At 42.8% G+C, this 24,847-nt stretch carries 17 protein-coding genes and 1 pseudogene; all 18 read right to left on the reverse strand.

Annotated elements, in window-relative coordinates; genetic code table 11:
• Positions 1 to 5,381, reverse strand: a pseudogene (locus tag ICE93_RS00005) (hypothetical protein); the annotation flags it as partial.
• A gap of 179 nt (positions 5,382 to 5,560) precedes the next feature.
• Positions 5,561 to 5,857, reverse strand: coding sequence for a hypothetical protein (locus ICE93_RS00010; protein ID WP_216184131.1), 297 nt, complete (start codon positions 5,855 to 5,857; stop codon positions 5,561 to 5,563).
• Between the two features lie 22 nt (positions 5,858 to 5,879).
• Positions 5,880 to 7,322 carry an HlyD family efflux transporter periplasmic adaptor subunit gene (locus tag ICE93_RS00015; RefSeq protein ID WP_216184134.1) on the reverse strand — a complete coding sequence of 481 codons (1,443 nt, stop codon included), beginning with the start codon at positions 7,320 to 7,322 and terminating at the stop codon, positions 5,880 to 5,882.
• A 2-nt stretch (positions 7,323 to 7,324) separates the two neighbouring features.
• Positions 7,325 to 8,821: a hypothetical protein gene (locus ICE93_RS00020; RefSeq protein WP_216184137.1), complete on the reverse strand. Its 1,497-nt coding sequence runs from the start codon at positions 8,819 to 8,821 to the stop codon at positions 7,325 to 7,327.
• Complete coding sequence (locus tag ICE93_RS00025) at positions 8,814 to 10,223, reverse strand: tetratricopeptide repeat protein (RefSeq protein WP_216184140.1); 1,410 nt, start codon at positions 10,221 to 10,223, stop codon at positions 8,814 to 8,816. Before ICE93_RS00025 ends, ICE93_RS00020 begins: the two co-directional genes overlap by 8 nt.
• A gap of 5 nt (positions 10,224 to 10,228) precedes the next feature.
• Entirely contained in the window at positions 10,229 to 11,947 is a 1,719-nt protein-coding gene (locus tag ICE93_RS00030; RefSeq protein ID WP_216184143.1) for a calcium-binding protein, read from the reverse strand.
• Positions 11,948 to 12,871: 924 nt separating this feature from the next.
• On the reverse strand, positions 12,872 to 14,902 hold the full coding sequence (locus tag ICE93_RS00035) for a nucleoside-diphosphate sugar epimerase/dehydratase (RefSeq protein WP_216184146.1): 2,031 nt from the start codon (positions 14,900 to 14,902) through the stop codon (positions 12,872 to 12,874).
• Between the two features lie 45 nt (positions 14,903 to 14,947).
• Positions 14,948 to 16,093, reverse strand: a complete 1,146-nt coding sequence (gene rffA, locus ICE93_RS00040) for a dTDP-4-amino-4,6-dideoxygalactose transaminase (protein ID WP_216188157.1) — start codon at positions 16,091 to 16,093, stop codon at positions 14,948 to 14,950.
• Positions 16,081 to 16,695, reverse strand: coding sequence for a bifunctional 2-polyprenyl-6-hydroxyphenol methylase/3-demethylubiquinol 3-O-methyltransferase UbiG (locus ICE93_RS00045; protein ID WP_216184149.1), 615 nt, complete (start codon positions 16,693 to 16,695; stop codon positions 16,081 to 16,083). The genes rffA and ICE93_RS00045 overlap by 13 nt, the downstream gene beginning before the upstream one ends.
• Positions 16,695 to 17,588 carry a bifunctional 2-polyprenyl-6-hydroxyphenol methylase/3-demethylubiquinol 3-O-methyltransferase UbiG gene (locus ICE93_RS00050; RefSeq protein WP_216184152.1) on the reverse strand — a complete coding sequence of 298 codons (894 nt, stop codon included), beginning with the start codon at positions 17,586 to 17,588 and terminating at the stop codon, positions 16,695 to 16,697. Before ICE93_RS00050 ends, ICE93_RS00045 begins: the two co-directional genes overlap by 1 nt.
• Before the next feature lie 373 nt (positions 17,589 to 17,961).
• Positions 17,962 to 18,882, reverse strand: a complete 921-nt coding sequence (locus ICE93_RS00055) for a hypothetical protein (RefSeq protein ID WP_216184154.1) — start codon at positions 18,880 to 18,882, stop codon at positions 17,962 to 17,964.
• 2 nt (positions 18,883 to 18,884) lie between these two features.
• Positions 18,885 to 19,550, reverse strand: coding sequence for an acetyltransferase (locus tag ICE93_RS00060; RefSeq protein WP_216184157.1), 666 nt, complete (start codon positions 19,548 to 19,550; stop codon positions 18,885 to 18,887).
• Between the two features lie 205 nt (positions 19,551 to 19,755).
• Positions 19,756 to 20,139, reverse strand: coding sequence for a hypothetical protein (locus tag ICE93_RS00065; protein WP_216184160.1), 384 nt, complete (start codon positions 20,137 to 20,139; stop codon positions 19,756 to 19,758).
• The gene (locus ICE93_RS00070) at positions 20,136 to 20,924 is read right to left on the reverse strand and encodes a bifunctional 2-polyprenyl-6-hydroxyphenol methylase/3-demethylubiquinol 3-O-methyltransferase UbiG (RefSeq protein ID WP_216184163.1); all 789 of its coding nucleotides are present in this window, start codon (positions 20,922 to 20,924) and stop codon (positions 20,136 to 20,138) included. Before ICE93_RS00070 ends, ICE93_RS00065 begins: the two co-directional genes overlap by 4 nt.
• A gap of 26 nt (positions 20,925 to 20,950) precedes the next feature.
• Complete coding sequence (locus tag ICE93_RS00075) at positions 20,951 to 21,781, reverse strand: phytanoyl-CoA dioxygenase family protein (RefSeq protein ID WP_216184166.1); 831 nt, start codon at positions 21,779 to 21,781, stop codon at positions 20,951 to 20,953.
• 12 nt (positions 21,782 to 21,793) lie between these two features.
• Positions 21,794 to 22,735, reverse strand: a complete 942-nt coding sequence (locus ICE93_RS00080; protein WP_255554403.1) for a glycosyltransferase family 2 protein — start codon at positions 22,733 to 22,735, stop codon at positions 21,794 to 21,796.
• Entirely contained in the window at positions 22,726 to 23,466 is a 741-nt protein-coding gene (locus tag ICE93_RS00085; protein WP_216184170.1) for a WbqC family protein, read from the reverse strand. Before ICE93_RS00085 ends, ICE93_RS00080 begins: the two co-directional genes overlap by 10 nt.
• Positions 23,429 to 24,640, reverse strand: coding sequence for a hypothetical protein (locus ICE93_RS00090; protein WP_216184174.1), 1,212 nt, complete (start codon positions 24,638 to 24,640; stop codon positions 23,429 to 23,431). The genes ICE93_RS00085 and ICE93_RS00090 overlap by 38 nt, the downstream gene beginning before the upstream one ends.
• Positions 24,641 to 24,847 lie beyond the last annotated feature (207 nt).

The raw sequence follows: 24,847 nt of genomic DNA on the forward strand, positions 1-24,847 counted from the left end.
CCTGAGGTGATGGTGTTGTTGAGGGTGTTGCCTACACCAATAAAGTTACCAGCACCGATAAATTCGAGATTTTCAATGGAATTGATTGAGGCTGCACCGAGGCTAAACGCACTACCAGCAAAATCATTAGCAATTTGCAAAGTATCAATACCTTCGCCGCCATCAATTGAGCCACTTGGTGAATGAACAACGATTGTGTCGTTACCACTCCCGCCACTAATAGTATCTACGCCTGAAATTCCATCAATAGTGTCATTAGCAGCACCGCCGGTAATGACGTTATTTCCAGAGTCACCGTACAAAGTCGTCGATAGGCCTGCGCCAGCAATTGAAGTGAGGTTCTCAACATTGTCATACTTAGTTGCACGCAAATCTAATGTGCTTAAGCTAGTAATAATCGTATCAATTCCACCAGTGTCATAACCACTGCTGGTTTTTTCTTCAATACTGTCGCCTGCATTATCAATTACATAGGTATCATTCCCTTCCCAACCCCTCAAAAGGTCAATACCCGCTCCACCATCTAGGTAGTCATTTCCATAGTAGCCATTGAGGTCGTCATTGCCATCACCGCCAAACAAACTGTCACCCAAGAGGGTTCCCAATCTATTCACAACTCCAGCTGGAGAGTTGGCGTCTAAAGTTACTCCATCAACATTGCGCAGGTTATAAACATCCAGCTCTTCTTGGGTATCGAGTCGGCTAGCAGTCAGGAAGTCATTGCCAGCTCCACCAATAATGGTGTTACCCGATCCAAATGCAGCTATGAAATCCGCTCCAGCAGTACCAAGAAGCGAAGTAGCATTAGAGCCCGCGCCTAATGCTATATTGACGGTACCGTTAAGGATATTTCCGGAAAGTTGAAGATTCTCGACGGTGTTATTACCAGTGTAGGCAATGCCATTCCATTCATACTGGCCTGCAATTGTCGTTTTACCAAACCAAGCATCTTGGCCGGCAAGCGATTGGGAGCCATCCCTCAGCCCCACATAAAAATCAGCACCGTCAACACCGCCACGACGAATATTGAGATAGGCGCTAGAACTAAGGGTGCTTGGCTGATTTACAGTCACCCTAAGAGTATCAATACCTAAACTATCAATAATGACATTACTGAACTGATTCGGCCCACTAGGATCAAAGTTGCCAGTAAAGGCTGTTGATCCGGCTGTGTAATTCACCAGATAAACATCGTTACCCGTTGAGCCAATTAATATATTGCTACCAGAACCGCCATCCAATGAATCGTTTCCAGAACCACTTCGAAGGGTATCGCTACCCTCCAAACCTAGCATCGTATTATTTAAATTATTACCAATCAGGAAATCATTACCAGAGGTGCCAACGAAATAGGTTTGACTTGGTGAAATGGGCGTAGTTACATTAGGGAAATCATGATTTTGAATAATCGCCGATACATCGTAAACAACAGCAGAAGATGCGTCACGGAAACCAATCTGCTCAACAGTACTACTAATAGTAACTACTTGACTAGTATTGCGATTGACAACTTGAATACTTGATGGATTTGGATTTGAGACCCAATCCCAAGAAACAACGCTCCATTCATTTGCATTACCAGTCAATACCGCAGTATCACGACCATCGCCACCATCTAAATAGTTATTACCTGAGAGACTAGCAATTAAAGTATCGTCACCTGCAGCGCCAAACAAGCTATCTTGCCCTGCAGATCCGCCATCCAAAATATTATTTGCTTGATTTCCGGTAATAACGTCAGCAAGATTGCTGCCCACTACGTTTTCAATAGAGGTTAACCGGGATAATACTTGACCATTTATCCCAGCGTAACTAGCGGTTCCATAAGCACTTTGACTTGAACTCAGCAGGTCTGCCAACATAACATGCAGACCTGAACCAGCGGTTAAATTGGAGAAGGATACAGTGTCAATTCCAAAGCCACCGTCAATGGTGTCACTTCCTCCTGCAGAAATGAGGGTGTCATTTCCCCCATACAAGAAAACTGTGTCATTACCCGCGCCAGTGTAAAAAGTATCGTTACCAATCAATGCGGCCGAATCAGACAAGTCATCAACCTTAATAAAGCTAGTTACTCCATTGAAGTCATTTGTCTCGATTAGCTGTCTACTACCATTATCTCCAATCGCTGTATTTTTAAATGAGACAATTTTTGCCAGCTTCGGGTCTATTTGACTGAAGAAGTTATTCATACCGTTGGGTATGGTGCTGACTAGTTTAGACTGTCCAACGCCTGTGAAAATCCCTGATAAATAAGGGTTGGTACCTGCAACCAAATCTACAGCAACCTCAAACTGCGCATAAATAGAGGAGGCCCCATTGATAGTTACGCCGTCTAGTTTTGGGTTTCCAACAGCAAGAGATGGCATATCAAATTGAAATACAGCCCTACCACTTGCAAAAGATACTAGGGTGATTTTGGTCGCATAACTAATATCCAAACCACCACCACTAAAATAGCCATTGCTATTTGAGTTCTCATCATTAGTAAATCCTATTGCTGTGTAATTCGCAAAGGTGACTTGACTCGTAGGGGTTGCTGATGCAACGCCTGAGATTGTGAATGCAGCAGCATCATTACCGGCTTCATCTTGTATAACACCATCTAACTGATTGATTCCTGTAGAGCCCGCTGGCGGTGTATATGTAAGAGAAACTGTCTTTCCGGGAATGATAGATTTCGCTAAATTAAGCTCATATCCATTCCATTGTGATTTAATGCCAACAATATCAACCTGAACACCATCAACTGTTGCAGTAAAACGTGGCAATAACTTCGCATCAACTACACCCTGCCACTGTGATTGAGCAACATTACCTGGACTGTTACTGGAAGTTCCAGTGCCATTCATGGCCAAGAACATGCTGGTCTCAGCAACATACAACTTACTTTGAACAGGCGCTAAAGTATCGTAATAAACAGTTGTCTTATCGGCCTGACCAGGGCCTGATGCACCATACCATGTAGCACCATTTAAATTTGAAAGCTGTGCATTATTACTAACCTGTATGTTAAATGAATACGCAGCTTGTAAAGGTGTTGTGCTGGTATCTATCAGATTAATTTGGCGAAAGATCTCGCTCATTTGAGCGCCAGTTAAATCATTGAGTAGATTGCCTGCAGAATCAAAATGGCCAATCAGAAGATCGTAGTTACCGCTATTGTTTAAACCAGCAACAACCTTAGCTTTTAATCCGGTAATTTGCTGTGAGCTATTAGTACTCTCGTTATAGTCCCAAAATGCGGGAAGACTAACCCAATTTACCGTTTTCGCCGCTCCATCTGCAGTAAGGGAAAAATAGGTAGGCAGAGTATTAGCATCCACCCATGGAGCAAAGTCTAGCTGGGCAGTCGGATAGCTACCAAGCGCATGAATACGCAACATTCCCAAATCAGCATTGAGATCGTTGATGGTTGGCTGCTGTACATTTATACCATTGACATTTTCCCAATAACCATAGGAAAGTGGCTGGCCAATTTTTTGAATTTGGTTTGCAGGTGGCAATATCGCCGAATTACCATCTTGCGACAACGTGACTCGATTAGTAATCCAGCTTGGGTTTGTAGGATCCGGCCAGCGATAAAATTGGGAGGACCATGAGTTGTCACTTGAATTGTAGTAGTAACCGTTTGGTCCACCACGAACGGTAGAGGTATCAGAATCGCGCTCCCACTGATTGAGGGTTAAATCGACATAAATGGGAGCACTGCCCTGAGCAGAGGTGAGGGCAATCGTAGTATAAGCATTGGTGCTTAACGCCCCACCGCTACCTTGGCCAGAGGTATTGCCATCTGAAAATACCCAATTAATGCGAATATCTTCAGTTGTAGCAGAAGCATTCGAGTTGGAGTAGGCGATGGAATTTAAAACCGTATTAACTTCAGCCTGACTTGCTGAGCTATTAAATAAAAGACTGAGTGTGCCGGCTGAGTTTTGTGTAACCGTACCAATGGACTCACCATCAAGCAATATAGAGCCGCCTTGATTTAAGGCGGATATACGGCCACCAAATGTTGAAAAGACATCTTGGGAGTTTGCGCCACCATTTCTCGCGAGGGTGACACTAGAGCCTGCAAAATTACCTTGTGCAGCTAAACCCGAATCACTAACAATGAGTCCGGCAGGAGCAATCGGAATTGCTGAAGTACCTGCGCGATAAGTAACATCATTAAGCTCGGCGCCATTCGCGATTGGGTTAGCGCTAAATGAAGTATCAAGAACCCCAGAAGAGGTCAAGCGAACAACTTGCGAACCTAAATTTCCATCGCCAGAAACGAGAATCTTGCCATCAGCTTGTAATGCGATATCCCAGGCACGATTGATACCAACACTCCAAGAAATAACAGAAGTTCCGCCACTACCAAAGGATGTATCAAAAGAACCATCGCTATTTAAACGAACTACCGTTGGACCGTTAGACATACCCCCGATTAAAATCTTGCCATCAGGTTGCAAATCAAGAGATGTAGCTTCTGCATAGTTATTACTTGCAAATGGAATACTCTTGATTCCAGTACCGCCAAATGATGTGTCTAAACTTCCATCGGCATTGAATCTAGCCAAAGCAAATTGAGAGCTATAGCTACCACCAATCGATGACCCGCCAACAGTACCGCTAACTAGTATTTTTCCATTAGCATCTTGAATTAATCCCGATGGATTAAAGTGCCCATCCGTAATTAAAGAGGAAATACGTGCGGATGCAACGGTTGTAGGAACAAAAGTGTTGTCTAGGCTACCGTTTTCGTTATACCTAGTAACAACACCATTCCAGCTTGCCGTCAGAATTTTTCCATCAGCCTGTAGGGTGCTGATATCAACATTGCTTGCGTAAAAAGTCCCGCTAGTACCGAAAGTATTATCTACGGAACCATCGCTGTTAAACCGTGCGATCGTGCCATTATTGTGAGTGACAATGAGCTTGCCTGCTGAATTGAAATTAATAGCAGAAATGCTGCTCCAGGTTGAATTAAGATTTTCAGTGATGGTGCCACCAGAACCAAATGAGGTGACTTTAGTTCCATCAAAATTGTATTTAGTGATCGACTGATGCCCAGCCAACACAAAGGTACTAGTTGCTTCATCTACAGCAATGACTGGAAAACCAGATCCGCCGTTCGATGTAGTGGCCATACTTACTACACCATCATTTACTCCATCATTTCCAAAACCTAAAACTAAATTACCGTTCGCATCAAAAAGAGCGACGCCTACCGGCGCATTGCTAGTGATGTTGGTTGAGAGCGCAGCAAGGATATTGCCGTTAGGCAAAGTTGCCAGATTTGTTGCATACGAATAAACGCCGGCACCCCCAAACTGTATGCCGGTGATACCATCACCCACATTTAAAAAACTAGGAGCGGTATTGTTTATTGCCATATCAATATCTCAAGTAATGAATCAATCAAACACCACCCTAAATTTAGAGTGAATATTGATTGATTTTAGTATTTTTTGAGATAAAGAGCAGGGATTAATTCAAAACTTTAGAACTATTTGAGATTAACCGAGATAATATAAAATTACACTATATAAGTTATTGATTTAATTAAATAAATTTACTTTTTAGCTTTTTTATCAGCCTCAGCAGCAGACTCGACCTGAGCTGTTGCTGGATTGGCCTTTTGATTTTGCTCTTGAGCCTTTTGCAAATCAGCCACTAAGCGGTTCAAACTATCTCTTAGTTGCACTGCAGCATTTATCGGCATAGCAAGCCTTCCAGCTAGACGGGGATTTAACTTAGTGTTTTCCTTTGGGTCTGGATATAAAGTCAATAGATCAATTTTCAACACTTGGCCATTAAAGAAAAGAGCGCCAACACCGTCGATATATACGTCTGCACCTTCTAAACTCATACCACCTCCAATAAAAAATTAATTAATTTGGCTCAGACAATACCGACCTGCCTGCGCGCATCATCGTACTTACTAAGTAGGATAGCAGAGAGCGTCGTTGACCTAAAACATAGACATCGACCGGTATTCCCGCAGTAAGAAATGCCCGCTGACGACAATGCGCATCACAAGGAAAACTCACAATCGCTTCATACATAGGCGGATCATTCGGGGTTTCTTGCCTTACATCTGCAGTTACAGAAATAACGCTGCCGTGAAATTCTGGTGAGAGACTCTGATTATGGGTTTGCAATCGAACAATCGCATCTTGACCAACATGCACATTCGCATGATCGGCCGGTTTGTAAGTGGCAATAGCAACCAAATCCTCGCCTGTTGGCACAATTTCCATGAGAGGTTCACGTGGCGCCAGCAAGATGCCAGGACGCAGTTTCCTTAAGGCTGTTACGTAGCCAGTCTGCGGGGCAACAATGCGCAAATTTTGGCTAGAGCGATAAGCGTACTTTAAGCCGGCATATTGCGATTCGAAATCCGAAATGAGTGCAGCATAGTCAGCACGATTTTTATCAGAGAATTCAGAACGGATATCTAAAAGCTGACGTTGTAAATCAAGTTGTTTGTTTTTTCGATCAGATAACTCAACACTTTTAGAAGCCAAACTTTGCTTTGCATTGATAACTTGATTTTCTTGATCAAGTAAAGCGGCTTCTGCATAGAAATTCTGACGAACTAACTCTTTTTTCTTTTGATAAATTTCTTTTTGAATTTGTAAACGTCGCTCTTCATTGATCACAGCCTTTTCGGTACGCTCAACATCCTCTGTAGTGTGATCTAGCTGGCCTTGCGCAATTTCAATGCGAGCTTTATATGAATTGACGAAACCATCCGCAACCTTCTTCTCATGAGCGCAATATCGCTCAAGATATTGCTCTGGGATGAGATCCAGATTGGTAGGGCTTTGAAAATCTGATAACTCCACAATCGCTCGGTAACGCTCAAGCTTACAAGCCTTAGCCGCTGCATTATTTAATTGTGAGGTGAGCTCTGAATTAATACGAGGCTCATCCAAAAGTGCAAGCACATCACCCTTGTTTACCAACTGACCGTCAGTAACGCTTACTTCCAGAATAATGCCGCCCTCTAAAGTCTCAATCGGTAACTTTTTTTGCACAAACCCTAATTGACCCATCAAGTTCACAGATGAACTCAGTGGTACCAGAAGTACTGCCAAAAATAAACCCATCACCAGGGCATTACGATTTCGTTTAATCGCTAAAAAACCTCGGGAGCCCTCATTAAAGTATTTTAAAAACTTATTGAGCTTTGCAACCATACGTAACGCGCGTTTGCGACGTGCTGGAGTCAAAATATACCGATGAAATACTTTATTAAGCCAATGCAGGCACTTTCCTATGAAAGAAAATATCTTCGAGAGAAATTGCCAAACTGGCTGGATTAACTTCAAGCTTACGCTTCTTTCTTGCGTAACTGCATGTCGCCTGCGTCATTAATTGTTAACCAGCAATCCGACAAGTCAACGAGTTGACGGTCGTTCGAAGCAATCACCATGGTTGCACCAGCAGCCTTAGCCGCAGCCAAACCCTCAACTACTTGATTACGCGCCCTCGCATCCATACCCATCATCGGATCATCAATCACTAAAAGCTCGCCAACAGTCTTGGTAAGAATTTTTTTAATATCGTGCAAGCGGATAGTGTAAAAAGATAGCCCTTCATTTGCATCATAAAAATCAGATTGATTCATATACCGAATTAAATCCCAGGGCTGAGAGTATTGGGTTTTCAAATCAATGCGCCCAACATGCATTGTTCGGATCCCTAAAATTGATTCCAGTAAAAGTGTTTTTCCTTGACCCACCCCTGCAGATACAACACAAATCTGTCCAGCCTGAACTTCGAATGATTCAGCAAGCTTTATCTTGAATTCACCTTGATGAATCTCCAAAGGCGCCACAAACTGCAAGCTATCCACCTTTTTCTTTGGGTCCATAACAGGCTCTTCAGGTAAAGCAGGCTGCGCAATCACAGTGAGGGCATTGGAAGAGGATGCGTTGGTAGCTTTCAACTTTGCCGCACTCAAGGATTTCGGCGGATTAGCTGCAGCTAAAGTAAATATCTTAAAGATCAATGAAATCTGACGCAGTCGTTCAGCAGGCTGCAATAGTCGTTGCGAGAAGAATGAAATCGGCAGCAAAAATCCTGTAGGTAGGTTATCTGCAATGATCAAAAATGCGGCTAAGGATAAAAGCAATAAAGATGCGGAGTATCGAAACGTCCCCATTCTTGCCGCATCTGCCGCCCCAGACCATGGGGAGTATGTTAACTTAGGGCTTGCAAAATAAAAGCGCATGCGTCTAGGGGATGAGCCCATCCAACGATAGAACCAGCTTTTACGAACCCCTGCTAAACGATCGCTCTGCACACCCTTATTTTGCTGAGCCATTTTGAATTGGAAGATATACCCATATCCCAGCAAAAATAATAAGATTAATAAGAACAGCTTGAAGCTAACAAATAAGGTTAAGACCAACACTGCAATTGGGAAAAAGACTTGCAATGCAGCGCCTGCAACCGCCACAAAATCTCCTGATCGTAGAGAAATCATGATAGATTGCAAAAGACGTATATGAGGCGTTACCTCGCGACCACGAGCAAATAGGAGGATTCCCTCTTGTGGCGATAAAACTTCTAACATGCGTCTACGAATGAGGAGCAAGCCAGCGGTCCTCAAGCGGTCGTAGGTATTACTTAAGCGCAAAGCGACCAAAGAAAATATCAACAACACCACCAAGGAGACCAAATTTCCGGAGGGCAAAATCTTACTGAATAGATTGGATGTAAAGAAAAATGGCAGCAATAACAAGCCATCCGCAATAACGGCAGCAATGATTGTTCGCGAGAGCAATGGATCCCGCATGATCTTGACGATCGGTGAATCATTCATATTTTTTTTGCATCCCTAAAGAAATTAACTGTGCGCTAGCGCGATCAAATACTGAGCGCCAATCTCCAGGAGATTGCTGTCGAAATAAAGTCAAACTTTGATACCAATCAGATGTTGTCGAGTCTGGGCCCCATAACCAATGCGGAGAACTATCCAACAAAACCCAACATGGAACATTTAATGCACCACAAAGATGGGCTGTACTACTGCAGGTCATAATCACCAAATCCAGTTTCTGTAATATCAAAGCCGTGTCATTAAAGTTCTCAATATGGGGAATAAGCTCATTAGAAATTACTGCTAAAGGCAATTTCTTCAAATCCTCTGAGCGCGGGCCCATCTGCAAAGAAAAAAGATTTACGCCAGGCAAAACAAAGTGATTAAAAAACCAATCTAATGGCGCTGAACGATAGTTATTCCGCTTAAACGTCAAACTACCAGACCAGACAATACCAACCTTGAGGGATTTAGTATCACTCAAACGAGCTTGTAAGCGCTCACCATAAACATGTTGGCTTGGTGCTGGAGTGAGATAGCCATTTACTCCGGGTATTGGTTCGTCTTTAAAAAAACGAGGAGAATCTAAAAGTGAAGCAATGAAACCTTCTGTGCGCTCTTGTTTATGCTCTACATAATCAACAAATTGAATATCTGGAAAAGAATGTTCCATTAAAAGACGTAGCTCTGACTTTACTTCAACCAACAAATTTGGTGCTCTTTTCAGTAATAGCGGCAGGTAACGGGCGCACTGAATGTAATCACCAAAACCCTGCTCAGCATACACAAACAACACTTCATCACTTAACTGCTGTCCGTCCCACTCTTTACCAAAGACTCGTCTTGGGGGCGCCTCCTCCATATTCCAACGATATTGATAATTTTCAAAACCATTTCGGTAATCTTTAAGTGCTAATTGTGAGCGCGCAAGATCCCATCGCAAACCTTGTTTGTTGGGATCAATTTCAATAGCAGCTTGCAAGGCCTCAATTGCACCTGCATGATCTCCAGCCATAGCCAAGGCAATGCCATAGTTATGCCAAAGCTTGCCTTCAGGTTTCTCCGCCAAATCTAGTGCGTAGCGGTGCGCACTCATGGAGGCCATCGGGTAGTTTGAATCCTTTAAAGCATTACCCAAATTTGACCATGTGCCACCTTGTTTGCTATCAAGCTTTAATGCCAAGTGATACATCTGAATAGCTGCTTCTGGCTTACCCGTGCTTCGCAACGCAACGCCATAAGCATTTAGCAAAGCATGATTGGATAGTAGGGCTTTTTTATCTAATGCACTAAGCTCTTTGATGGCTTGATCATGCTGGCCTTGACCAATCAGCTTGGCAATTCGCTGATATGGGGTTAAGCTGGCACTTTGCAATTGATCTTGCGCAAGACTTTGCGTACTCATAATTCCTAAAAGTACGGAATATGGTTGTGATCAACGAGGGTTAAATCTGCCAAGGTTGGCGCCTCATTAATCAGTAAGAGTGCATCAAATTGGGCATCGCCGTCCCAATCAATCTGTAGGCCGCCATCCACCGACCATAATTGACCGGCTACTCCAGTAAAGCCATCTGAAGGTGCCATTGAAAGCGTCACACTTGGATCAGTATTTAAAAGTGAGATGTGATCTTGACCAGATTCAAAGTCAGTAATCTCACCCAGGAAGCTATCTTGACTATTCAAAATAAAGGTATCTGAACCTAATCCACCCGTCAAAATATCCCCACCGCTACCACTGACTAAGGTATCCGAACCAGCGCCGCCACTAAGATTGTTAACGGCATCATTGCCTACCAATAAATTATCTAGTGAATTACCAACTAAATTTACGTCGCTAGCATTTTCATTTGCTATAGCGACCTCAATATTGCTAGATAAGGTGTAGTCCACAGAGGCCTGCACAATGTCGTGACCTTGGGATGTATTCTCTATGATGATTTCACTACCGGTATAGATATAAACATCGTCGCCTGCGCCACCAATTAACAGATCATTACCGCCGCCGCCATTCAGAATATCCGCCCCATATAAGCCGCTGAGAGTTTGTGCATCTGCCGATCCATTGATGCGCCAGCCAGTATCCAGACCAGTTAAATAAGGGCCTGCAGTACTAGCTTGGGTTGCATAAGCCTCAGTATCAATTGCAGCAATATTCTCAATGCCTGCAGTACCCAGATAATTTTCAACGCCAATATATGCAGTATCGCTTGAACCACCAGCTGCATCTTCAATTAACAGTGTGGAGTTTGAATAAATGGCATAAGTATCACTTCCCGCGCCGCCAATTAAGGTATCGCCACCAGACAATGAACCAAATAAAGTATCGGCATAACGCGTGCCTTCTACCACATCGCCAGACCCGGAGCTTAAATAAATAAACCCGCTTGGCTCAATTAAGAGATCGTCTTGGATTGCTGAAGAGGAGCCATCAAAAGAGTTATAAAAAGAACTGTAAGCGTATGGGCTAGATGCTGATGAAGCGTAATTAATGCTGTTAGCTGCCGTACTAGAAGCTTGCGCAATTCCGCCCTTGAGGCCCTGAAAGCCCGCGTTAAATTGTGCTGCACCATCACCAAGCATAGATTCAGAAGCAAGCACTTCTGCATCGGCTTTTTCAGCATCTTCAGCGCCCGTAGAACCACGCTGAGATTTATCAGCGCTATCAGATTCACTACCAGACTCATCACCTGGGCCAATGCCGGCCCCATCAGGGTGACTTGGATCAAACAAACTGTCAGACTCTAATGCGAAATCATTAAATTGAAAATTAGCACTGAGTGGTCTAGCTTGAATCGGAGCATCTACAAAGAAATTCTGAAAATCGAAAGTTGCATCAGGATTCACTAGACCTGAAAAAATATTCTGCTCTACCCCTTGGTAAGCAAATTGACTAGGAATGTAATGGCTTGTTTCGCTTGCTATATCCGCGACCGCGCCAACCGTTTCAGAAGGAGCGGGTAGGGCATCAAACATGCGAGGATCAACTACATCATAGCCAGACATTTGCATACCAGACAATGCGCCTGCAACGGCAACTAAATTTGCATTTGCCGCAGAAACGCCAACAGCAGAGCTAGTAGACTGAACTACTGCTCTCGCTGCATCAATGAGGACGTTTATTTGAGCCATAAGGTAAATCTACCGCCAGCACCATCAAAACCACCAAGATCATTGCCATCTCGGAGCGTTCGATTATGAATAGATATTTTTATTGTTTAGTTCTTAATTTTAAAGGAATTTTCTTGATTTGAAAGCTCCAGGAATGGCAATTTCGGGGCTGGGCAGCCTTGGAAAAGGCAACTGCATTATCAACACACTAAAAATCCCCCAATAAGTATTTAAGCAATTGATTTTATTGAATTATTTATTAATATTTAGGATGTCATTACAAAATCTCATGCAAAAGCTGTCTATCGTATTGGCCCTGCAACCGCCACCGAATACAAAGAGCGAACCTCAAGAAAGCACCTAGAGAAGTAGATTACAGTCCTACCCGGTTTTTTGCGCAAGAATTTAAAAAAATCCCCAATTAGATCGGAATTTAAAAGGCTCTTAATCCCAACTTAGCAGAATATACAGTGAGAACATTAATCTAGGTCTAAAGGTCTAAATATCTCTACTACGATATTAAAGAGGACAATAAAGCTGAGAAAACCGAATTAAAGTGTAATCTTAAAAAACTTTAGCCATACCCGCTTGAATTTTTTCTAGCGCCCAAGAAGCAATATTAATGTGCTCAATTATTTTTTTGGTATAGGTATTTGCGGATAGTAGCAGCATGCAAACCAATAAGCTGATTGGCAACAAGAACATTGGACTCGTCTAAAGCAAACGCATCTAGACCAATCTGGGTGCAACTGCATAAAATCTTGAATAGGCCAGAATCTCTTGGATTAGGTATTTCTTCAAGAATTGAATGCAAAATTTTCTCTTGTTAGACGCGATCTGTAAATGAATTTACAAAAAATTGCTTAAGTTCAGAGAGAAGTTGATTAGCTGACATAGTTCATCGCAACTTTAGCGTATATCAAGATAATTGTGCAAGCTTTAATCTTAAATAGAATGCTCATAATCCACTCCATCGCGATTAGGCTGGTAGCCAGGGACTAATCTTATGAGCATACTTCTAATCAACTTGCTATCATTTGCATTCAAAGCTAAGTTAAGCTTTTCAAGCTCCTGTTGCAGCTGATCCCATGGCAAAAACTCTTCATGCGCCTTCATGATTTTAGGGTGATTAGTTGCCCGCGGGCTATCGCCAATGAGGAGCTCCTCGTAGAGCTTTTCCCCTGGGCGCAAACCAGTGACCTTAATTTCAATATCGCCGTTAGGATGGGCATCATCCTTAACCAATAGGCCTGATAAATAAACCATACGTACAGCCAAATCATAAATTCGTATGGGCTCGCCCATATTTAAGACAAAAACATCTCCACCGCTGGCCATTGCGCTAGCTTGAATTACCAGCTGAGCCGCCTCGGGAATAGTCATAAAATAACGTGTTACCTCAAAATGCGTCAAAGTAATAGGTCCACCAGCTGCAATTTGGGAACTAAAAAGTGGCGCTACGGAACCAGAGGAGCCAAGTACATTGCCAAATCTAACCATTGAAAATGTAGTTGAATGTTCGCCCTTAAAAGAAATATCCGCCATTGCTTGTAAAACAAGCTCAGCAATGCGTTTACTTGCCCCCATAACATTGGTAGGTCTAACCGCTTTATCAGTACTCACCAGAATAAAGTGGGGTACGCCACACTCCAAGCTCACCTGTGCGCAAGTGAAAGTCCCGAACACATTATTGCGAATACCTTCCGCAGGATTTTGCTCTACCAAGGGAACATGCTTATAAGCAGCAGTATGAAAAACAGTAGTAGGTTGATGGGCCTTAAAAATTTTCATCAATAATTCACCATCACGCACTGAAGCTATGCAGGGTATTAACTTTATTGGCATCAACGAGGGAGAAAATTCAGCGCCATCTCTGATCGGCTCAGAACAGCTATCATCTAAATCAATAAGTGCCGTCTTCAATTCTTCATAGATTAAATAAAGGGAGTGCTCGCTTATATCAAGCAGAATCAATGCCTTAGGGGAGAACCTAATAATCTGGCGACATAATTCACTGCCAATTGAGCCCCCAGCCCCACTAACCAAAACGACTTGATTACGGATATTTTTTTCAAGTAACTCAACTTGGGGCGGGACAACCTCCCGCCCAAGCAAGTCATTCATATCCAAATCATGTAAGTCCGAAATTCTGACTCGACCAGAAGCTAAATCATTCAATCCAGGCAATGTTCGAACGCGAACCCCGCACCCCCCTAATGAGTTAATAATTGCGCTTCTGCGACTCTGATTAGCCGAAGGAATGGCCAATAACACATCGGTAACATCTAAACGATGGATTAGACCTTGTAAATCAGTACTAGCGTACACATGAAGTCCATTAATAGTGCTCCTATGCAATTGAGGGTCATCATCAATAAAACCTTTGACCACCATTTCTTGGCTACTCGTTAAGCTAACTGCCAATTGACGGCCCGCAGCGCCAGCACCATAAATTAATGCATTCGGTTGAGCGCTATGAAATAATTTTTGAAAGTTATTAATACTACCCAACCAATGACGAACAAAATATCGACTTGCGCCAATCCCAATAAAGAGAACAATTGGCTGAATTACCCCAATTGAGCGAGGCACGCCATCTATGCCAAGGAGTGTAAATGTACAGAAAAATAAGGTGCCATATATGATAAAAACACGCACTATTGAGGCAAACGCAGCTGAGCCAATGTATCTAAAAATAGCTCGATATAAGCCAAAGAAAATAAAGAGGGGCAATGAAAATCCAATTGCGGCAATCAATACTATCCATTGATTGCCGTGAAAATAACCCCATTGATCCAATCGAAGTCCAAATGCAAGCCAAACACTAAACCCAGAAATAAGAGCATCAGAAACGATCACCAAACCACGCTTCGCTGAGCGAGGTAGATTTAATAGAGATTGCTTAGTTGCATTAATTGGCACAATGTAATTATAAATATTAGAATCAAATACCTTTAAGAAGGATGAAATTAACATAGCATAATGCTAATACCTTAATATGAGGACGATTGATAATTTGCTCTACCTATGCATAGTTACACTTTTTAAGACTTGTACAACTTTGTCTTGCTGTTGCTCTGTCAAGCCTACCCACAAAGGGAGACGTATCAAGCGTTCAGATTGAGCATTAGTGTTTGCCATCGACCCATTTACGCGGCCAAATCTCCGACCAGCAGGTGATGAATGCAATGGTACATAGTGAAATACTGAATTTATATCCCTATTCTTGAACCCCTGAAGCACCTTCTCCCGATCAGTTCCTGGTGCCAGCAAAAAATAGTACATATGTGCATTGTGCTGACAATCGTCAGGTACGATTGGGCGACGGAGGATACCTTTGGACTCTAGGGGTTCAAGCAACCTATGATAATGACGCCAAATCGCCAGACGCTCTTTAGTGATTCGATCAGCCTCTTCAAGCTGCGCCAAAAGAAATGCAGCCACTATTTCTCCAGGCAGAAATGAAGAACCAATTTCTTGCCACGTATACTTGTCAACTTCACCTCGGAAATAACGGCTACGGTCAGTACCTTTTTCTCGAATAATTTCTGCTCGCAAAGCCAACTCGGGATCATTGACCAGCAACGCACCCCCCTCACCTGAAATTACATTCTTTGTTTCATGGAAACTATAGGCACCAAGGTCTCCGATACTACCCAATGAGCGTCCTTTATAACTAGCCATAACACCTTGAGCAGCATCTTCAATTACTTTTAGCTTATGATGCATAGCGATATCCATAATGGAATTCATCTCGCAGGCCACGCCGGCATAGTGCACTGGTACTATTGCCCTAGTACGCGGGGTAATGGCTGCTTCGATAAGGCGCTCGTCAAGATTCAGAGTGTCTTCACGGATATCTACAAATACCGGCACGCCGCCGCGTAGTACGAAAGCATTCGCCGTGGAAACAAAAGTATAGGACGGCATGATGATTTCATCACCCGGCTGAACGTTAATCAATAAGGCCGCCATTTCTAGCGCAGCAGTGCAAGAGTTAGTCAACAATACCTTCTTGCAGTCGCTGTATTGCTCGAGCCATTGATGGCAACGCTTGGTGAATGAACCATCACCCGCTAGCATATTATTAAATTTTGCCTCGGCAATGTAAGACATCTCCTTGCCTGTCAAGTAAGGCCTGTTAAAGGGGATCTTCATTGCTGGCATACCATGATGCAGTGCGTATACGGAATCCATGCTCTATGATGCACTTCAACTCGTGGTGATTCAAAAAAAACACTAGCCAAGGCTTCATAACCAGTCTTATCTCGTATATTCTGGCCTCTGTCTCCACGAATCAGTAAACGAGCAATAGGATTTTGTAAAGGATCAAAGCATGGGTCAATTGTCAAAAACCTGCCACCTGGTTTCAGTGCTTTAGTAGCGAGGCGGATGACGTCTGCCGCAACAGAATCGTCTAGATGATGAAGTAAACCGAGCGCAAGAACAATATCAAATAATGGTAAAGATTCTAAATCTGTAATTTGTAGTTGCTTACAGTGAAATTTTCCACGTGGGCCAAATTTTTTATGTGCATGCTTAATATAAGCACCGTCGACATCAAACCCATAATAATCAACTCCTGGCATATAAGCCAAAATGTCTGCCGGACCACAACCTATATCAAGAACCTTCATCCCAGGAAATGACTTAACAAAATTTTCAACAAACCACTTGCGACCTTGATGAGCGCCCATCATGGACTGAAATACTCTATAAATGGATGGGTGAGACAAAATTGCCCTTATGCCATGAGTTATCTGGGCCATCAATAAACCCCCGAATCAGAAATTTTTTCTACCCTGCAGTCCATGACCGGTTGGAGTATAGCGGGCATAAACCGGAGCAGATGATGCAGTTGTAATCCCACAAATAGTATCAGTAACTTGCGCATGGTTGGTGAGCGGCGATTTGAAAAATTTCTATCAGAGGAAATACGCTCTAGTGTCGATACCAATAAAAGAGGATTGAAAGTAACCCGTATCCATGGAAGCTTTTTAGAGATTCTGTGTACCTGCACAACGCTGATCCAATTAAGCGACTTCCACAAACCCAAAGGATCTGGAATATCTCTACTACTGAGTATTTTTTGACTTAGCACTATTTCTGTAAGTCGTTTAGAAAACAAGGTCGGAATGTTGAAATGGGGCTCATATGGAAACAGATAATTTGGGCAAGTAAATCTATAGCTTGCCCCAATAACTAGACTTCGCCCAACATTGGCAAAAACTAGTGCAACATTATCCACATGCTCCATCACATTTATTGAAAACGCATAATCAAAACAATTATGTGTAGTTAAATTTTCGGCATTTAGATCTAGAACTTTAGGACTGAACCCTAACATGGTTGCTCTTTGCTGCACCATCCGCCGCATCTGCTCAAAATGCGAAAATCCCGAAGCAGTTGGCTCAAGTGCAGTGACATGAAACCCCTCCCTGACCAGTTGGCAACTGAGCAATAGCAAACCAGCACCAACTTCGATGATTCTTGCCCCCGGTTGCAAACGCTCTAAATCTGAGGCAATAAAACGCCGACCGAATATGGCTTCCGCTGAATAGATATCGAAAAGGGGAAGTAGCGATGGAGCTGCGTCCATAATAAAAGCACGAACATCAGCCAGCCACCACTCGATTGAATCTGGCTCCAGCACATCAGACATCTAGGCCCATACCCAAGGCAATGCCACAAAAGATGAATAAGATGGCAGAGATTGTTTTTTCAATAAGCGTTTCTGACAGAAAAAACCGACCGCCAAAGAACGTCATTGTAAATATATTATCGATGTACGCGGGAAATGTCACTTTCAACGGCAGTTGCGCAACCATAAAGGCTTGGCAAATGAATTCAGCAAAGCCGCTGCGAATGCTAATAAGATTGTTGGATCGGGCAAATATGGCGGGACGCTCTAAAGTTGCGATGTTTACATGAGACCTTATTCTATTAGATCGTAACTTCAAAATCAACTGGTTAGATGTCACCAAAAGCACAATCCGCAAAATTAATAGGTAGTTTTTCACATTTTTTCGCTTCCCTCAAGCTTTCAAGGCTTGAACGGCCAAACCAAATCCAGTCAAACCATATCCATTCCCGTTGTAGAGCATGTATCGCTGACCTTTATGGTCAAAAATGAATGGGTACTCTATCATTTCTGAGTCCCAGCCATCAGCCGAAACATCGATTCCTGCTTCATTTAAAGCCAATACCCATGACTTACCATCTTTGCTGATGGCATATCCAATGCGGTATTTCTGCCCCATACCACCACGATAGGAAAACCACATCGCATATTCACCTTTAGCATCACGAACTACAGCAGGTCTTGAAAACGCTTGGGCTATACCGAGCTTATAGGGAACAGCTAGACCTTCACGACTCCAGTGATGCCCATCAGCGGATGACGCACAGTTAATTACATGCAACATCTCACCATTGCCAGCATCCCATGTTAATGTTGTGCCGTACCACATCCTGAATCCACCCATTTCGCCTCCAAGCACCCATGGGTAAGAAAGGCTAATCGGATCGACAACGTTTGAAGTCATTAAAGGGGCATCACTATCCAACTCTAAAGTCAGATCTGATTTTACTATCAGACGACCCACATCACCTCGCCAATGTTTGCTTTGCGGCGTCTGCCATCCCATAAACAGCATGTAATGTTTTCCATCTACTTCATAGCAGTTGCCAATGCTCACGCCATCGGCATAAAAACTTCCTTCAGGTCCATTCTCAAAAAAAGGTTGGTTATGCTCTTTAATGATTTTACGTCTGACGATATCGACATCGACTGCACCTACAGAAGATCGGTTATTAGCATCCCTGCCGCTAAAAAAAATACGATAGACATCCCCATGAATCAATACCGGCAGGGGATTTGCGGCGTGTGACAGCAGTTTGGGGTGTCGGTCAGCCCCAGAAGGACAATACAGTAGACCGCATTTTTGCCACTTCATGCTCAAATCCCTCTTAGCCTTGTGCTCGGCGCTTTAGCACGGTCTGTAGCGGCGCCAATATAAATCCCCTCAGATTCTGCATCCCCAAGTAGCAAGGCGCCGGCGCCAATTACACACCTTTCACCGACCTTGATATGGTCGCGCAGCGTTGCATTTACACCTATAAAGCATTGCTCACCCACATCAACACCACCTGAAACTACCACATGAGATGCAATGAAACAGTGATCCCTAATAGTTGAGTGGTGACCAATATGATTGCCACTCCAAAGTGTGACATTATTTCCGATGGTGACGAACGGTTGAATAGTATTGTCTTCCAATATTAAACAATTCTCACCAACTTGACCCTCATTGAGCAACGTGGCATGCGAACTAATGAAGCTGGCTATTCGATATCCCAATGCCTTGGCTGCTAGATATTTCTCCCTCCGAATTGCATTGAGTTTGGAATAGCCGAGGGCAATAAAAATCTCACATTGCTCTGGCGTGTAGTATTTAGTTACCTCCTCAAATGCAATTACCGGGAGATCGCAAAATTTTCTTTCCATTCGATAGTCAGCATCAACCGTAAATGCAACTACTTCATATTCTGAGTCAGTGCTGAAATAAAAATGTGCTAGTTGGGCGACTTCAGCAGTACCAAAGATTACTAGTGATTTTTTCATTAATACTTCCTTACTAGGATCGTGAATTCATCATGTAAACCATAATCGCGGAGCAGCACCACATTGAGCAGATAACAGCACACAAGGATCAACACTATAAAGATAGTTGAGCATCTTGTTTTTATCAAAATAGGACGTCAGGTGGTTGAAGACGGAACCAACATCGCTTTTTTGGTCAAGTAAATCCATTATGAACTCAACATATTCATTCGTCATCAGATCTGCCAATGACGACATTAAAGATAACATTCTTTACGCCGAAATCAGCGACTTGAGTCGACTCACCGACTAAAATAAAACGGGCTTGCACATTACTTTGGTAGCGTTGTAAAGAGACTTGATCCAAGTCGTCGAACACACTAACACCCTCATAAGAAAAACTTGCTTTCTCATTGGTCAAACAGTTATGTAGAGTAATGTAGCCATAATCGAGGTCAATGATTAAAAAAGAGCCTATGGAAAAAATAAGCTTCCAAATCTCCTCACCATTCCAATCCTTGCCACTGGCTGTCTTGCCATGTTCGGCAAACTTTGCTGAGTAATGCGCTGAGACCTCTGATGCAAGCGCTGTATTAGCAAAGTTGATCATTTTTTATTGGCACCTGGGCTTAAATACGCCTCAAAGTAGAGTACAAGTGCATGATCAGATTTGGTGAACATTTTTTGAAGCAAATGCAAAGGGAATAGAGTTATCTTATTAAGTAGCAGTCCAAGCATTGCGGGGAAATAGGTTTTAAACTTGACCTGACGTTGACCTGATTGCTTGGTTCTTTCTAGCGGTGATAAGGTTAATTTTGAGCGCTCACTCCGATTCACTAAAAAATTTGATATTGGCAACAATAGATTAGATACCGGGAATGTCAAGGCAGCCATGTGCTGGACTTTCCAGCCCGTAGATGCCATTAAGCTGGTAATACTTTCTTTCGTGTAGCGTCTGTAATGTCCGGCGATGTCGTCTTCAATACCCCAATCAGCGGGAGATGCTGGCACTAAACCAATCAGCATACCACCTAACTTAAGCCTCTCCGACGCCCTTTGCATAAAAGTAATTTGCTCCCCATCTTCCAGGTGCTCCATCACCATACTTGAGATAATCAAGTCTACTTTTTCAGAGTTGGGCAGCGTTGCAGAGTGGAAACTATCATGGATGGGCGTCAAACTGCGTATGGCGACTTCATTGGCAAAACGCTCTTTAAGCGCCGCGACAGTTTTTTCCTCCAGGTCGTATGCGTATCCGCTCCAACCGTGATCCAATAGGAGCTTTGTAATTTCTCCGCTCCCTGGTCCGATCTCTATAAAACGACCCGGCACAATTAAACGTATGCGTTCCTGTAGATACATTAATTGAAGCAACGTTCCCGGCGGTAGCACCATATTGTTACCTAGCCTTTAGTTGCAATTTAAGTTGGATCAGTATCTTTGGAATTTCGCGAATCAAGATAATCGGCAACCGACGCTGGCTCAATATAATTTAAACCCAATAAATCTTTAGCCTCTGCAGATAATTTTTCAAAGTGCGCTATATTCTTTGGGATATTAATTTGCTGCTTGAAAAATGGAATGGTATAAACATGGTTCACCGCACGGCGCTCTTCTTTTGTATTGTTAAACCCACCCGCATGAAACACCATACAGTCAAGCAAGATAAATGAACCTGCTTTTGCGGCAACTTGAATTGCATTTCTCTGGATATAGCTGACCGAAGGAAAAACCTCATACTTGTGTGATGATGGTAGCACAAAGGTGGCTCCGTTCTCAAATGTGAAATCGTCTACGCAAAATAAAGCATTGATGGCTAGCGGCTGCGAAGATACAAAATGCTGGTATGGCAGATCGCGGTGCCATGCACCTTGGTTATAGCCCTCCTTTGGAGGGTTAATAACTCCATTTTGTTGATTGAGAATAAATTTGCCAGCAATTAATTCTTTCACTATAGACAATAAATTCGCATTCAGCGCAAGTTTTAAAAATGCTGCCCCGCCATGCGTTAGCGGTGAACGAATGGTATGAAACTCATTTAAACTCTTCAGCTTGGACTCGCCATATGTATTAACATAGTTGGTCCGGGTGCGGTTGAACTCTTTTGAAAGACTTTGTAGTTCATCTGCTGTGTAGCCTGCGTCGATAATAGCATAGCCCAGATTTTTAACTTGCTCAGCGGCTTCATCAAGCGTCGAGCAACACTGATTCTGCTGGAGAACGCCATAGGACTTTGTTGGAATAATAGGCACGATGATCTTTTTTTAAGTCTGATTTGGGACAAGTTTATATATTTGGCGAACAATTGTGTAAGGGCGTTGCTTCACCTCAGAGAAAACCTTGGCAATATAAATGCCTTGTATACCGACGAAGAAAATAATCAACCCAGAAAAAAGCCATATTGAAGCGATAATCGAAGTGTACCCACCTGGCGGTGATGCTATAAACAAATATCTGAAAGTCAGGTACGCGATATAACCCAATGCGGAGAGTGAAATAACCAATCCCGAGTAAAACGTAAATACCAAGGGCAAACTACTGAAAGAAGTGACTGCATTAACAAAGTGACTGAATTTGTGTGACTGAGAGTAAGTGGTCGGGCTGCTGGCATGCTTGAGCACAGTTTGCTGGCATTGCTTGAAGCCAGTAATGATCCACAAGCCGCCAATATTCAACTCGCGCTCTTGGTGTTGCAGCAAGGCATCTACATAACGCTTGGACATCAACCTAGCAGTAACAATATTATTGGGTTGTGCAATGCCCGTCATCATCCGAAACAAGGGGTAAAAAAATCTACCCGTCACTTGCTCAAAAAAACCACCTTTGCGCTGCACCTGTACGCCAAACACCACGTCGCACGTTTCGCTGGCCATTTTTTCCGAAAAAATATCTAACCATTCGGGCTCCTCCTCCAGATCGCTGTCGATAAGAAATACACGCTCCCCCGAAGCGTGTACCAAACCGGTCATCATGGCTTTGTGGTGACCAAAATTCCGCGACAAGTCAACCACTGTGACGCAGGAATCACCCTGGCTTAACTGAACTGCAATATCAAGACTGTTATCGGGGGAGCCATCGTTCACTAAGACAATCTCATAATTATCTCCTACCAACCGCTGAGCAGCGGCGCTCGCTCGTTCATAAAACTCGATGATGTAGGGTGCGGATTGGTAAAGTGTTGCAACAATCGAAAGCTTCATTTGCATACATACCTCATATATCGACGAGCATCCTTGCCGCAATTAAACAGCAAGTCGAGAATCGTGACTCCATGAGTGAATTCACCCCAAAGTTGCGGGTATTGTGGGTAGCCCACGTAATCAAACCATGTAAGTTTAATGCCCATATCATCAAAGATGTGTTCATCCACGTAATTCTTGGCCGAAGGGCCTGAGATATATTCGGTGCCGCCAGCCTGCATACAAAGATCGGCCAAACGTTCGGTCTTACCGTCAAGCAGAGTGAAGTCCGATGAATTGGAAATGGTAGTTTTAATATCTAGGTAATGACAGATTGCCTCGATGAAGCGGCGATTCAGTTGTGAGATATGGGTGTAACGCTGAATGTAAAGAGGCTCAAGCCATGTCGCAACTTCATCAAAATGTTGCGCGCGAGAATAGTTTTGTACCAATGCTTTCCAATGTGCTAAGGCCCAGTCAGACCCATCGATCATAGTTTCATTTATCCTCTGCTTATACTTGCCCTTGACTTGAACGGGAACCGTAAGCCACTCCACACCATTTGGTGTTTTAATCTGATTCCGGTTGCGCCAGTCCCTCCGCGTGTACTGCATGTCATCGTAAAGGATAAATTCATCCGCGGCGGCGATCATGTCGAAGTAGCCTTTCCAGGGTATGTAGTTGGATTGAAGGATGGCGATTTTTTTCACCAATAAGACCTCAATTACTTGCGCCCCAAGCGGGGTAGTAACAACCATCGCACTTTGACTGTGCTATTTGCTGAAAATTAAAAGATATTAAGAAAAGCAGTATTAATACCCATAGTCGCAAAAGATAAAAATGCCCTGGAAAGTTTAAAAAATTTAAAATAATTAGCACCGAAGTGGGAGCGAGAAATATGTAGTCATAAAGGTAAGGGTGAATAGAAATTGCTTGTGGCCAAAGCAGCAATGTAAATATGTATTGAGAAAAAATAAGAAAATTGAAAACTTCCATACCTGAGGAAGTCATGCCCTCATCGCGATCTTCACCTTCCAGTTTCGCGATACCAGCAGCTGATCGGGAATACACTACCTGCGCGAGAAGCAATAAAATAGGGATGGCAATAATATGGAGAGGTCTAGGGAAGTGCGGCGAAACAACAGACAAAAATGCATTAGAAAAGTAAGCAGAGTTGCCATCAAGTCCAGACCTAAATAGCCATCCACTGTTTGACGACGTAAAACCAAGAATCTTCAATAAAATAGGTGCCTGGAGGTAAAATACACACCCTATTAATACAGATACAGATGCCAACTTAAATAGCTTTATATTGAGACCGTCATATCGAAACGAATATAGGTACAGCGCTAACCCAGTAACTACTGTTGAAATAGGGGAAAATATCGCGAATAATAAAAGTGAGCCCCAAACCCTTTTGCCACCTCCTTTATCTTTCCAAATAAAAAAAGCGAGTAATACCAATATGGTAAAAATCAATGGGAACGCGTTATCAACATTAAATCGAGCCACTGAAATCCAATAGCCAGGCATCGACAGCATAAAAATTACCGAAAGCAAAACAAGAAAGCCCTTATTAAGACTGATGCTTTTTTTGGTGATGTTAGCAATTATATAAAACACTGCTCCAGCCAGCGAGAGCATATTGATCAAGGCGCTAACTACTCGCATCTGAAAAGCAGGAATTAGCATTTCTATTTTATAAAGAACATACATATACAACAAATATGCTGTTGAATGATTTGAATATGCAATATTTTTTTTAAAATCCTCTAACGAATAAAAAACAAGAAAGCCATGATTAGATGGATCGTAGTTGTCCCATATGCGGAAAGTTACATCTCTCAAACGTTCTGGCTCGCTAGTTATTTGGTTAACAGCTTCCTTGAAACCCAGTTTGTATACCGCTATAAGAACTGCAAGTACCGTCAAAAAATACAGGATCGAAAAGAGTTTATTCTTGCAAAGAAACTGCATTTATTTTTCCAGTTCAAGGTAATCACTACTTTTTAGTGCTTATTATAAAATCGAGCTTATATTTCGCAGTTACTAGTGAAGCTATATATACCTAACCATTGCTGAAATAGTAAACTAGCCCTCGTAATCTATATACTTTTGATTAAGCTCTTTGGCCTATTG

The organism is Polynucleobacter sp. MWH-HuK1 (genome assembly GCF_018881815.1).
Classification (GTDB): Bacteria; Pseudomonadota; Gammaproteobacteria; order Burkholderiales; family Burkholderiaceae; genus Polynucleobacter.